The organism is Scopulibacillus cellulosilyticus, from assembly GCF_042665295.1.
GTDB lineage: Bacteria > Bacillota > Bacilli > Bacillales > Sporolactobacillaceae > Scopulibacillus_A > Scopulibacillus_A cellulosilyticus.
This window is the reverse complement of the sequence record NZ_JBHTCO010000017.1, coordinates 179,334-192,161: the sequence shown is the minus strand read 5'-3', so window position 1 is coordinate 192,161 and position 12,828 is coordinate 179,334. Positions and strand designations below refer to the sequence as shown.

Genomic DNA, 12,828 nt, shown 5'->3' with positions numbered 1-12,828 from the left:
ATGCATATACACGTAACTCCTATCCTTCTCTTGTTTCTGGACAATTCAAGTGTAAAGGATTAAGGAGCTTGCGTGTATTTTTTTGTTTTAATTTTTCTCATACCCCAACAAATATTATAGAGCCTAATTATTTAATAAAGTATACAAACGGGCTCTATATAGGGAGCCTGTTTTTTTATGTCTTTACATCATTAATCAATAAATGCCCCACTCGTTCGTGTTGAGTGGGGCAAGTTGATACAAGTAATGTAAAATGGTTTAGAGCTTATAAGGTTTAGTTAAGTATAACATAAAGAACCGCAATATCAATCTGAATCTAGTGCCTTATGGATGACATATCATAAGAAGACAATGATTTTACTTGTGTTTAAACCTTATAACTAAAAAGGCGCTTTTCCTATTGAAACGCGCCCGATTATGGAGGAACTTATTAAAGATAAGTCACCGTAAGTGTAGTAATACCTCACAAACTTGCTTTTATAACTATCCTTTATTTTAAGAAAAAAAGCATTATCCCTTAGAAGCAATGCCTCCTATTATTGAATAACCAGATAGCGTAATAGGTCATATTACACCACTTTGCAATCCATAAGTACTCCGGAATTTTTATAACTTTTCTGCGTATACCACTCTCTCGATTGGTGTTGAGGCAAGCATTCGACCAGTAGGTTTAACGTATTTCTCGGCTATTTCGTCAAACCCTATGTCTTCGATTACCTGCCAACCGTAATCGTTTAAAAAGCTTGGCCATTCCCCTGGTTCCATCCCAAAGATCCAAATCTTATTGGTCACAAATCTTTTATATCCCTTTTCCCAACCATACATCTCACGGCCATCAAGAAAGTCCTTTCGAACATAAGTGAAAACAATACGGCTGCCGGGAGCAGCATTAGATAAGAAGCTAAAGATTGACCTTATCCCTTTTTCTGTAAGATATTGAGTGACAGCTTCCCATATGTAAAATGTCCTCATGTTTGTAGAGTAGGCTTGCGATTCCAGTACGGAACATAGATCTTCATGATCGAAGTCAATTTCAACAAGTTTAACATGGGTTGGTATAACCCCGAGCACTTTACGAAGCTGACTCTCCTTAGATCTGATAGTTTCAGGTTGATCGAGTTCCCAAAAAGGTACGTGATGAAGCGTGGGCAACCGATATGCTCGTGTATCAAATCCAGCACCAAGATTTACTACTGCTTCAATAGCATGGATCGATTCGATAAGTTTCTCATCTACGTACCGCTTCCTGCACATCATAAGGCTCCACATGCCGGGAAAACTTTTCTCAGTGAATCGAACCATCCAATCCCTTATAGAATGTAATTTCATCAACCTGAGAAAGGCTCGCCCGGATGGCAGTATTTGATGGGCCAAATCATCCTCGATAATGCGTTCATGCTTCGGAAAGTATTGCTCGATTGCGACTAACGCCGTTGGCCCTGCTCCTGTTTTTGCCGCTTCTTTTGCCATTACATACCTCCCCTTGGTTCGAGTTAAACAATTGACTTAAATTTTACCACAAAGCAACCCCTTCCTAAACGAGAAGCTAGTTTAATACTTTAATAATCAAATGTTAGCTTATATTTAATGCTGGCCTAGAAATTGCAAAATGAGAGATATCAAACGAAGTATGTCCTTCAATAATTAGTTGACTTAATATTTCTCCTAAAACGCTGCTATATTTAAAACCATGTCCAGAAAACCCCCCAGCAATAATAACATGAGGAAATTCAGGATGTTTGTCTAGAATAAAGTCCTTATCAGGGGTCTTAGTAATCATGCAAGACTTTCCTATTTTTAACTTTCCCGCTGCTCCAGGTAAAAATCTTTCTAAAAAGTTTCTTAAATCCCCTTCATCATTGGAGTATTTACCGAAATCCTGATTCATTAAATCAGGGTCGATCTCTCTTTCGGAGTCATTGCGACCAACCTTAACTCCGCTACCGTTGATATTCGGGAACCCGTAATACTTTTGACCTTCAAAGTTAAAATAAAAACAAGGTAACATTGGGTATTGATAAGAAATATCATCAGTTTCAAACCATCCAAAAGTCTTACGCATAGGTCGTAAAGGTAACCCAAATGAAGAAAGAATTTTTCCTGTCCAAGCACCTGCGCAAATTATCACCTTTTCAGCATAATATGTGTTGTCTGCAGTTTTTACAATAACACCGCTATTGCAAAAATCAATGCAATTGACTTTTGTATTAGTAAGCAATACAGCTTTATGTTTTGTCGCCAACTGTCTAAATGCTTTTATACATTCCTCATTAAGAAGTGCACCAGAAGACGATTCAAAATAACCAACAAAATGCTCTGGAACTAAAAACCCTGGCCATCTTTTATTTATTTCATATGCATCTAACTTCTCTAAATGTAATGAATAATCATTGGCGCTTTTTATCGTTTTACTTATAAAAGATGCATTATTATCCCCTACCATTAAAGTTCCAGTTTGGATAAACAACGTTTTGTTTATTTCCATTTCTAACTGATACCAAAGTTCTTGCGCCCTTAGAGCAAGAGGTACATAATAACTGCCTTCACCAGAAGCATGACGCATCAATCGAGTTTCACCATGATGACTACCTTTGCCATGAGGAGGATCAAATGCATCTATTAATAAAGTATCAATACCTTTTTTAGCTAAATAGTATCCTGATGCCATTCCCACAGATCCAGCTCCAACAACAATGACACTATAATGATTTTTCATAAAGCAAATCTCCCTTTTTTTCTTTATAAATGACTATAAGCCCCATTTACCCTATTATGAGTCATTAAAAGCTACTACTTATTAAAGATTCTAACTATATCAAGAATGGGAAATTGCCTTTTGGAAACGACTTGGATCAAAGGATTTAATATCAAATTCAGTACTTCCTTGACAAATTAAGTCTGCCATAATTTTGCCGGTTGCCGGAGCCATTGCAACACCTACCATGCCATGCCCAGTTGCAACAAAAGTGTTTGTCCAATTAGGCACTTGGCCAAGAACTGGAAGACCATCTGGTGTCATCGGACGCATCCCGGTCCATTCCATTTCCATATCACCGTGTAATTCTTCTATTAAATATTTAGTTACCGAACTTCGAACTCCCTGAATTCGGTTTTTATCTAACTTTGTATTAATTCCTGATAATTCCATCGTACCACCCATTCTAATTTCCCCAAAAAAAGGACTAATACCAGCTTTGGAATCCCCTAGGTATAATGGGTGATGAATTTTTAAATTCGGATTAGATACCGTAATACTATATCCCTTTCCTCCTTGGACTGGAAGAGAATATCCCAATTCTTTAGCCAAAAGACCTGACCATGCACCAGCAGTTAATAAAAATATATCCCCCTCAATTCGTCCCTTGCTCGACTTAACTGCGCTTACTTTGTTACCCTGACGTTCAATTTCTATTACTTCGGTTTTTGTACGTAAATCAACACCTAACGATATCAATTTTTCTATTAGAGCTTTTGAAACAGTTTCTGGGCGTACATGACGTTGTTTTTTAAGCCACAATCCCCCAATCACATCTTTTGAAATCGCAGGTTCAAGCTCGCGAACTTCCTCACCTGATAACATAACTGGGATATCGTGCCCATGAATCTTAGAAATATTTTGGAATCTATCAAACTTGTGTCTAAGTTCAGTTTCATTTAAAAAAGCAAAGATTATACCATCTCTATGCATTTCAAATGCCAATCCGTCCTCTTCAAGGGAATCATAAAGGTCAAGTGTTGATCGACTAAGTTTTAGGAGTGCATATTCTCCTACCTTAAAACTGTCTACATTACAGTATTTCATAAATTGAGTAAGCCAACCAGATAGGCGAGGTGCTGCAGAAGGTTTAATATATAAAGGACTATCCTTCTTCATTAACCATTTAATTGAAGTCCCTACTAACCCTGGTTCAGGTACAGGGGCATGTAAAGCTGGGCAAACCCAACCCTGATTACCCTTTGAACACGCATTTGCAAAATCATCTTTTTCTAAAATAGTTACCTCCACACCATTCTTGGAAAGGTAATATGCACAAGATAAACCGATAATTCCGCCTCCTATAATAACTACTCTGTTACTCAAGAATACTCCCCCTCGTATAATTAGTATCTTAAAAGGTCCAGTATTTATCGGAAATTTATTTGTTTATTGCATGTTTTATCCAACCAATTAAGACTGTTGCAGCGGAAATGTAACAAATACCAGCTGATAAATATATGATGAGATCCCATATACTCATTTTTATCATCCTTTTTTAATAGATAGTGATTTTTCATAAGCCTTATTTATTCTCTAAACCTCTATTTTTTTTGATGCTTTATGATTTTTAGAGATTTTATTTGATGTCAAAGCATGAATAACTCCGAAAACAACCAAATTAGTAACTATACCTACTACAATTGCCGGAATACCAAATGGTTCTCCCAAAAAGTTTAACCACACAATTGTTATAAGTAGGCCAGCGATTATTGCAGGCGGACCGGCATATGGAGATACTTTACGTTCCATCGGCCCTCCCCAAAGTATTGCTATAGACATTGGAGGGAGTATAGATGGAGCCCATAATTGAAAAGCATAAAGCATTAGTCCCATAACGCTTGGTATAAATAGAGAAACAATGACTCCGACTATCCCTACTATCAAAGTGGCATATTTTGTCCATTTCAACAAACTTTTGTCTGTAGCATTCTTATTTAAATACCTTCCATAAATATCTCTTGTAAAAATTACTGCAGCGGTATTCAGAATCGAACTTCCTGTTGACATGACCGCAGCTAGTAATCCTCCGAAAAGGAGCCCTACCATACCAATAGGTAAATATTTTTGTGCAAATGTAACAAACACATCATCACCGTTCATTTTAGGGAAAACAATAAACCCAATTAAGCCTATAACCATAATTACAATTGTTAGAAATATATACATTACTGCAAAAGATACCGTACTCCATTTACTAATACTAGATGTTTTTGATGACGCATATCTTTGTATATAATGCGGGGCGAGTGCTTCACCAAAAAGGAAGCTTAGGAATGATGCTATAAACATACCAATTGTCCAAGGACCTCCAAAGAAAACTAAGTGTTCTGGATCAATTGCTTTTACTTTATCTATTATTTCTGTCATACCCCCCATTTTATGAACACCTATTAAAGTTGCTGTTGCTATACTAGAAACAAGAAGTATAAACTGCATTGCATCAGTATAGATTACAGCTAACATGCCTCCTGCCCAAGTATATACAATGGTAATCAACGCACCTATGATAGTTAAAGTAATAAATGGAAGCCCGATTACGGGCTCCAAAATACGTCCTAGAGCCAAGACTTGAACTCCAAACATGCTTGCCATAAACACGAATGCTAAGATACTGGTTATAAGGTGCCCAGAACGTCCAAAATAAAAAACCATAATATCCCCTATGGTATAAATATTCTTCATTTTGCTTATTCGTGGTGCTACAAAGAATCCAATTAGAACCTGACTCAATACAACTCCTAATAGGGCAAGGAAAACAACAATACCCGTTTCATAAACAAAAGAGACCCTGCCAACTGTTGCTCCACCACCAGCTAATGTAGCCCCAATCGTAGCGAAAATTAGCGAAAATGGCATCGACCTTCCAGCTACTGAATAATCATTAAATGAAGATACTTTTTTCATAGAATAGTAACCAATATACAAAACAGCTAGAAGATAAACTATTACTAAAGCAAGATCTAAACCGCTTATTTGCATCCTTTTCCCTCCTCATATTTAGGAATACACGATGACAACGCGCGTAATTGGAATTCACTTTGTTTCTCTGTATTAATTGTATAATTGCGGATATATAAACTCATTATGAAAGTTGACTAAAATTTAAAGAATAATTAGTTAATATTTCTTGCTTTTTGCATAAAGCAGAACGGTGGGTTCAACCAATAATATTTTCATTGGTTTCCTTTTTTTCAAAAAGCGGATCTAACCTTTAACTTAAAGAAACTTTATAAATATTTCTAATTTGTATTTCAACACATATTAGTCATTAAAACAGCTAAATAAAGCATAAACGTTTTTTTATAATCTTTAAGATCTATTCCTGTAATTCTTTGTATTTTATCTAGGCGATAATTTAAGGTATTTCTATGAATATACAACGCCTTAGAAGCCCTCATCTGATTAAAACCTGACTCCGCCCATGCATAGATAGTTCTAGATAATTCTTTCCAATCAGGCTGATCCTTTAATTTTTTTAATATATGGGATATATAACGTTTAGATATATCCAGCTGTATATTTGAAACAAAATCTTCTAAAAATAAATCATGAATATTTAATAAGTTCGGTGGATTTTCTAACTTATTCCCTATTTCTATTGCTCGCCAAGCATCTTTATAGGACTGACCTAACTCGTAAACATTGTTAGCAATTAACCCCATTCCAATGCGAACTAATATATCATTCTTTCTATATCTATCGATTATCTTTAAACATCTATTTTTAACATCTGGTATTTGCTTTTTTGAATTTAGGTGATGTAAAATAACATAATTATCATTACCCAAAGGAACAATTATTTCATTAGTTGAACTAAAGTAATTTTCTATGATATTTTGAACATCGGATTTTATAGCATGCATTTTAATATTCGCAAATTGCTCCTCATCCGCCTCATATTTATTTGGCTTTTCAAGGTCTTCCATGGAGATAATTTTGATGACAATTGCAATATAAGGGGGTTTTAAGTCATATCCTAGCTCGTTAGCCCTTGTAATTAGTAGTGACTCATCGCTTATTTGAGGATTGAATGTGGAAATTTCTTGAATCAAATTTCTAAGTGCTCTCTCACGTAAAACTGTAGATCTCATTTGAACTTCTTGATAAAGAATAATTTCCATATATTTTTTGACAAGATCAGCAAATTTCTTTACATCTTTCCTTTCTCCAGAAATTCCAAATGTCCCAATTGTCTTACCAAAAATATCAATTGTAAGGGCGATACCAGGCTTTGTTCCTTTCATTCCTTTTATATTTAAATTATCAGGGTTCGGCTTTCCTGTAGCGATAATTTTTACAGATGCTTCATGGTATTCACCTAATCTGGAAACATCGCTCGCGCCAATAATTATGGATTTTTCATCCGTTATAATGACATCATGACCAATAATTTCACTAGTTGATACTGCAATTTTTTGTGCGAGTTCTTGCAACATAACTTTACCTCCCTCAATAAAGTTAATTTTTCCTGAATCTTATTAATTTAATCTATATACAATCCAAACGCAGGTTCTGACATCCCCCCCTATAATGGTGTGATTGCTATTAATTTCATCATAAATAGGTAGAATGTCCTTCTTTATTTGGCACCTTCGATAAATTTTCTTATCTTATAATTACTAAAAGTACTTTTCAATGATGGATCCTGTCAAAAAAACCTCCTCAGAAAATATGAGGGGGCTCTGAATTCTCTTAAAAACTCTTATATTAGAGGGAAAAATAATTCACTATTATAGTCATAAAAAGGCTCTAAATCTGTAATGAAAATAAAAGTTGTTTAATTTTTAGTGCAATTGCTTAATAACAACTCATAGATGTAACAATAATGTCGTTTGAATTGATGGGTTGTTCCACAATCGCACTGATTGTAGAAAATCTTATACTTTAATACCGCTCTTCTTAAACACACTTGTTAACTCATTCATTTACAGATGGGTAAGAATATTGATAAGTTGCCCAAATGGATCCCTTACATAAAATCGCCGAACTCCCCATGGCTCCTCAGCTGGTCCATACTCAATTGGAATCCCTGCTTCTTTTATGCGGGTTAACGCTTCATCAAGATTATCTACTTCAATTGACAGATCAGGCACAGGTGTTCCAGAACCTCCCTGTGAGAGAAAGCTAATTTGAGTCTCAATTTTCTCATGCGAGCCGTAGGTTGCAATAAAATCCAGATTCATTAATTGATCAAGTCCAAGTACTTAATCGTAGAAGTTCCTAGCTTTGGTAATATCCTGTGTTTCCACATTGGCAACAATTCGTTTAACCTTCATTCTTACCACCCCCAGTTGCTATTAATTTCTCCAACCACTACAAATAATCCTTGATAAATAGCTAATTTCCCTTGAAAGTCTAATGCAATTAAATGGCTGTTTGTTGAATAGTATAACTGACGCTTTAGTTTTAAATGACTTTATTATTTTTTAAACGACTTTATTATCACGAAACACTAAAAGCCCTATGCAGCTTAACCTTAATAAGAGATTTCCTCTAATCATTGTCACCGAGATAAATGAACAATTTCCCAGTACTTAACGAACATATTTTCGTATATACTATAGATACGAAAATATGTTCTGTTTTTAGGAGGTAGGGATCTACAATGAGGGATAATGTTATTTTACATGCAGACATCCAATCGTATTATGCCTCAATTCAGGTGGCTAATAATTTTCAACTTGATTTGTTTGATCCTTACATTGAAAAAGAGCAACTCAATAAAGTTTTAGACAAAATTTATAACAAGTATGGCTCCACAGCTATTGAAAGAGCAACTTCTTTAGCCGAAGGCAGGTCAAGCGTTTGACAGAGTAAAGAAAATCGGGGGGGCATTAAAAATGAGATACAATAAGCTAACACCTGGCTAGAATCTAAGATGGGAGTCAAGTCGGATGATGCTGCCCGAACATATTGAAAAATTAATCGAGCATCAAAAAAGTAAAAATGACATCCCTAAACCTATTATTGATGAACAAGAATGGAATCGAATTAATGAAGTTATAACAACATCTTTAGAGCATTACACGCCAATTAATTTATCTGTTTATAAAGATAACAAAATTCATCTTTACACATGTTGCGTAAATAAAATAGATCTGTTTAATAAGAAATTAGATGCTACAGCAAATAATAGAAAAATCAGCATATCCATAAATGATATTGTTGGTGCAGAGATAATCTGATCTTTTATCGTTAAAAGGGAATAAATAAAGCGTAGCAAGCTGCCACGCTTTTTTTTAAAGAATAGATTCAACAAATGTTGGTGTTCACTAACTGCAAAAGAAAATATCAAGTTAATCTCAAAAGTTTATTCGCTACTTTTTTAAATGGGTACCATTAGCAAAACGCTAATTTACAATGTTAAGAGATCTTGGTACAAAAAACCCCATGATCATTGCACTTTAACGATTCATGTAACGTACTCATTAATAGAGTTGCCGAATTTACTTTTAGGTTAATATTCGGAAAAGGTCATCGAGTTTTTGAATCTCATAAATTGGAACAATATCGGTGCTATTAGGCTTCTTTTCAGGATTAAACCAACATGTGTCTATTCCGGCCAACTGTCCGCCTTTAATATCTGAACTTTAGGAATCTCCGATAATTAAAGCTTGATTCACTTCAAAATTGGGGATTTTTGCAAATACATAATCAAAAAAACTCCTTCATTGGCTTCTGAAAACCTGAAACAAAAATATCTTTAAATAACGGATATTAACCCTGAAGTACGTAAACGTTTATACTGAGTCTCGGAAACACCATTCGTAACAATATATATGTCATATTGATTTTGCAGATTTGTTATCACTTTAAGGGCACCATTAACAAGCTGGGTTCCCTTTTCCAAGTATCCTGCGATAGCTCTTTTCCAGTAAAACGCCATCAACCTCCCGATTATATGCCTTGAAAAAAATCGAAAAGCGAGTATTCACGACCTCATCTCGACTTACTTTTCCTTTTTCAAAAGCCTTCCAGAGATCTTGATTTATTTTTTTATAATGTGCTTCGATTTCATTGGTTAAAAGAAAGTTGTTTTCCTTGAAAAGCAAGCGCAAAGCTTTCCTTTCTGCTTCGCGAAAATCTAGTAGTGTATCATCAACATCAAATAATATAGTTCGGTACCTTTTCAATATTACCTCTCCATTTCCTGCTTTTGTTATCCAATAACCGGTAAATCTATATTGACAGATGAAACGATATTTCTCAATTGATATTTATTGAACATCGCCCATATTTCACCAATTCAAACTAAAACAATGACACTTTAAAACATATCTTCATATTCATCTTTTTCCGGTTATTTATTTCACATAATCTACAAAAACAAGCTGTCATCCCTATGATAAAATATATGTGTAAATAAATGGGAGATGATAAACCATGACATGGATTGTGCTTGCAATAATTCTTATGGGTTCTGTAAAAATAATAGCGTCGTGTCTTCCATCATCTGTTGCGAAATGGGCTACCAACAAATTTGCATTACATCCCAAAATCAGTGAATCAAATACCATTGTAACAATCAATGAAAAACGGTTGGAAGGTAAAGATAAAGTTCAAGTTATCAATAATTTTAATAAAGGAATATTTTTAAAAAGATATTATATACACCCGGGAAACGAACAATATTATTTGCATCCAAATAACGGTAAGACTCCATTGGTCATTAATATAACTACTAAGAAAGACAAAAACAATGTTAAATTATTTATATACAGTTACAACGATCACGTTGATGTCATCAAACAGTACAAGAAAAAGGTCACCGCATATTCCCTTCTTTCTGAAGGTTTACAAAAGCGTTCTATGTTAGTAGAAGGAGCCTAACCTTGATTATTAAAAAAACCAACCAATTTAATTAAGAAACCGATTTTCTTATTTTTATTTTTAGAAAATCGGTTTTACTTTTTTCTTACGCTGCTTTTACCGAATAATACATTTTCTTAGTGTGATACAAATCACCTTAGCAGTATTTAAAATTTTTTATAATGGATTTATAAATGCACACATTATAAAAATTTAGGCTGCCAAACGACAATCAATAAAAGGAGATGATTAAAAATGGCATTTGTTATTACCTCTCCTTGCATCGGAGAAAAAGCGGCTGAATGTGTAGAAGTTTGCCCCGTTGATTGCATTTGCGAAGGAAAAGATATGTCCTTGAAAATGCAACGTTGTTGACGATTCGTATTAATGATTTTGAACGGCTGCTTATGGATCAACCGCAGATTGCTGTAAAAATCATGAAAATCATGGGTCAGAAAATGGCCATGTTAATGGATCGTGTACAAGAATTGATTTCACAGGATGTCCAGCATCGTATTATTCGGGCTTTAATCCGTCTCGCGAGTGAATCTGGTAAAAAATGCGATGACGGCATTCATATTGATATACCCCTGACAAATAAAGATTTTGCAAATATGGTTGGTTCTACTCGTGAAACAATTAATCGCGTTCTAAACCGATTAAAAAAAGGAAACCTTTTAAAAATAAACCATCATCATATTGTTATTTATAATTTAGAAGCACTAGAAAACTTCAGTTAGAAGGAGTGAGTAAATGACTAATGTACAAAATTTTAATGAACAGAGTATAACGAGCCTATAAAGGCGAATTCATATATTGGTGAGTTTATTTCAAAATTAAAAGCCAGCTGGATACACTGTCTTAGGTATCCAACTGGCTTTTTGTAACAGTCAAGGTATCCATCCCCATAATAAGTCTCATAACGAACAAAATTGCCGCTAAGGGATTTGTTTTATTTGTGTAAAGGACCTTAAAAATCTTAAGTAATTTTTTGAGGATAATTTCCTAAAAAAAACAAAAAAATAGAAGACATCAATATCTTTTAGAAAATTGGAGGTAACATTATGGATGAAAATAAACCTCACCTAACATCGAGTGAAATTGGTGTACTTTGGACGGCTTATATGAATAGTACGATGTCTAAATGTATCTTGGGATTTATGCTTAAAGATATTCAAGACACAGATATAAAACCTGCTGTTCAATTTGCTTATGATATAACAACTGATGCTTTGGATCAATTACTTGCCATTTTTGAACAAGAACAGTATGCCATCCCCAATGGTTTTACTGAACAAGACGTGAACATGGATGCGCCTTGGCTTTTTTCTGACTTTTTCTGTTTAACATATATCAATCATATGGCAAGAGTGGGATTGATTACATATGCTGGAACACTCGCAATGAGTACAAGAGAAGATATCAGAAATTTTATTACCCAATTATTAATTGATACATCTACACTTTATAATCAATCAACTAAAATTGCCCTTTTAAAAGGAATGAATGCTAGACATCCCTATATTGAAGTTCCAAAAGAAACAGACTATGTAGACAGTAAAAAATATTTAAGTGGATTGAATCCCTTTAGCAGCAAACGGCCATTAAATGCAGTAGAAATGTCCCACTTATATATGAATATTCTAACAAATTCCATGGGTGTTCAACTATGCCTTGCATTTGCGCAAACCTCCCCATCTAAGGATATTCAAAATTATATGTTAAGAGGAAAAGATATTTCAAACAAACATATTAAGATATTTTCTCAAGTCTTGCTTGACAATGATATTGCAACACCTCGATTACCAGATGTCAGTGTCAGTCATTCAACTACCCGTACATTTTCAGATAAACTAATGATGTTTCATATGAGCTTAGTAAGCGCCGCTGGTATGGGGAATTATGCGACTGCCGGTGCTGCCAGCCAACGAAGCGATCTAGTATTGAATTATGAACGATTATCATTAGAGATTGGACAATTTGCTAAAGACGGCGCAGATATTATGATTAAAAACCAATGGCTGGAGCAACCTCCAGGAACTAAAGATAGAACAAAATTAGCCAAAAAGAAGGAAGAATAACAAAAAGCTGTTCTCCTTTCCTATTAAGGGAACAGCTTTTTACCTTGTATTGCAGTATAAGGATTAGTTATTAGGAATTCTTAATATTTCTTATAAAAAGGTTCTATGTAAAAGCATTCGCCTTTGATTAATAAAGTTGTTTTTAAAATTTTTTGTTTGTATATCAGCAGATTAAATGTT

At 34.5% G+C, this 12,828-nt stretch carries 10 protein-coding genes and 3 pseudogenes; 6 read left to right on the top strand and 7 right to left on the bottom strand.

Features of this window, described 5'->3' with window-relative positions:
- Positions 1-606: 606 nt before the first annotated feature.
- The 6 genes and pseudogenes from ACFQRG_RS13990 to ACFQRG_RS13965 all read right to left on the bottom strand — a co-directional run bounded on the left by ACFQRG_RS13990 (position 607) and on the right by ACFQRG_RS13965 (position 8,034).
- Positions 607-1,470, bottom strand: a complete 864-nt coding sequence (locus ACFQRG_RS13990) for an SAM-dependent methyltransferase (RefSeq protein ID WP_380967025.1) — start codon at positions 1,468-1,470, stop codon at positions 607-609.
- Positions 1,471-1,573: 103 nt separating this feature from the next.
- Positions 1,574-2,716: an N-methyl-L-tryptophan oxidase gene (gene solA / locus ACFQRG_RS13985; RefSeq protein ID WP_380967023.1), complete on the bottom strand. Its 1,143-nt coding sequence runs from the start codon at positions 2,714-2,716 to the stop codon at positions 1,574-1,576.
- 99 nt (positions 2,717-2,815) lie between these two features.
- The gene (locus ACFQRG_RS13980) at positions 2,816-4,081 is read right to left on the bottom strand and encodes an NAD(P)/FAD-dependent oxidoreductase (protein ID WP_380967021.1); all 1,266 of its coding nucleotides are present in this window, start codon (positions 4,079-4,081) and stop codon (positions 2,816-2,818) included.
- Between the two features lie 210 nt (positions 4,082-4,291).
- Positions 4,292-5,737: a sodium:solute symporter family protein gene (locus ACFQRG_RS13975; RefSeq protein ID WP_380967019.1), complete on the bottom strand. Its 1,446-nt coding sequence runs from the start codon at positions 5,735-5,737 to the stop codon at positions 4,292-4,294.
- Positions 5,738-6,009: 272 nt separating this feature from the next.
- Positions 6,010-7,194 (bottom strand): CdaR family transcriptional regulator, encoded by a 1,185-nt coding sequence (locus tag ACFQRG_RS13970; protein WP_380967017.1) that lies wholly within the window; start codon positions 7,192-7,194, stop codon positions 6,010-6,012.
- Between the two features lie 489 nt (positions 7,195-7,683).
- Positions 7,684-8,034, bottom strand: a pseudogene (locus ACFQRG_RS13965) (VOC family protein).
- A gap of 329 nt (positions 8,035-8,363) precedes the next feature.
- On the opposite strand from ACFQRG_RS13965, the gene ACFQRG_RS13960 reads away from it, so the two are divergent.
- Positions 8,364-8,567, top strand: coding sequence for a hypothetical protein (locus ACFQRG_RS13960; protein WP_380967015.1), 204 nt, complete (start codon positions 8,364-8,366; stop codon positions 8,565-8,567).
- 85 nt (positions 8,568-8,652) lie between these two features.
- Positions 8,653-8,943 carry a YolD-like family protein gene (locus ACFQRG_RS13955; protein ID WP_380967013.1) on the top strand — a complete coding sequence of 97 codons (291 nt, stop codon included), beginning with the start codon at positions 8,653-8,655 and terminating at the stop codon, positions 8,941-8,943.
- Positions 8,944-9,210: 267 nt separating this feature from the next.
- Here the strand turns inward: ACFQRG_RS13955 and ACFQRG_RS13950 are convergent.
- Positions 9,211-9,891 (bottom strand): annotated as a pseudogene (locus ACFQRG_RS13950) (YjjG family noncanonical pyrimidine nucleotidase).
- Between the two features lie 250 nt (positions 9,892-10,141).
- On the opposite strand from ACFQRG_RS13950, the gene ACFQRG_RS13945 reads away from it, so the two are divergent.
- The 4 genes and pseudogenes from ACFQRG_RS13945 to ACFQRG_RS13930 all read left to right on the top strand — a co-directional run bounded on the left by ACFQRG_RS13945 (position 10,142) and on the right by ACFQRG_RS13930 (position 12,648).
- On the top strand, positions 10,142-10,588 hold the full coding sequence (locus ACFQRG_RS13945; protein ID WP_380967011.1) for a YfmQ family protein: 447 nt from the start codon (positions 10,142-10,144) through the stop codon (positions 10,586-10,588).
- Between the two features lie 234 nt (positions 10,589-10,822).
- Positions 10,823-10,918: pseudogene (locus tag ACFQRG_RS13940) on the top strand (4Fe-4S ferredoxin); the annotation flags it as partial.
- A gap of 56 nt (positions 10,919-10,974) precedes the next feature.
- Positions 10,975-11,307, top strand: a complete 333-nt coding sequence (locus ACFQRG_RS13935; protein ID WP_380967040.1) for a Crp/Fnr family transcriptional regulator — start codon at positions 10,975-10,977, stop codon at positions 11,305-11,307.
- A 324-nt stretch (positions 11,308-11,631) separates the two neighbouring features.
- Complete coding sequence (locus ACFQRG_RS13930) at positions 11,632-12,648, top strand: DUF3231 family protein (protein ID WP_380967009.1); 1,017 nt, start codon at positions 11,632-11,634, stop codon at positions 12,646-12,648.
- Positions 12,649-12,828: the final 180 nt, after the last annotated feature.

Excerpts from the sequence above, each read along its gene's own strand:
- ACFQRG_RS13990 (WP_380967025.1), bottom strand. The coding sequence starts at position 1,470 with ATGGCAAAAGAAGCGGCAAAAACAGGAGCAGGGCCAACGGCGTTAGTC.
- solA (WP_380967023.1), bottom strand. The coding sequence starts at position 2,716 with ATGAAAAATCATTATAGTGTCATTGTTGTTGGAGCTGGATCTGTGGGA.
- ACFQRG_RS13975 (WP_380967019.1), bottom strand. The coding sequence starts at position 5,737 with ATGCAAATAAGCGGTTTAGATCTTGCTTTAGTAATAGTTTATCTTCTA.
- ACFQRG_RS13970 (WP_380967017.1), bottom strand. The coding sequence starts at position 7,194 with ATGTTGCAAGAACTCGCACAAAAAATTGCAGTATCAACTAGTGAAATT.
- ACFQRG_RS13960 (WP_380967015.1), top strand. The coding sequence starts at position 8,364 with ATGAGGGATAATGTTATTTTACATGCAGACATCCAATCGTATTATGCC.
- ACFQRG_RS13955 (WP_380967013.1), top strand. The coding sequence starts at position 8,653 with ATGATGCTGCCCGAACATATTGAAAAATTAATCGAGCATCAAAAAAGT.
- ACFQRG_RS13945 (WP_380967011.1), top strand. The coding sequence starts at position 10,142 with ATGACATGGATTGTGCTTGCAATAATTCTTATGGGTTCTGTAAAAATA.
- ACFQRG_RS13935 (WP_380967040.1), top strand. The coding sequence starts at position 10,975 with ATGGATCAACCGCAGATTGCTGTAAAAATCATGAAAATCATGGGTCAG.
- ACFQRG_RS13930 (WP_380967009.1), top strand. The coding sequence starts at position 11,632 with ATGGATGAAAATAAACCTCACCTAACATCGAGTGAAATTGGTGTACTT.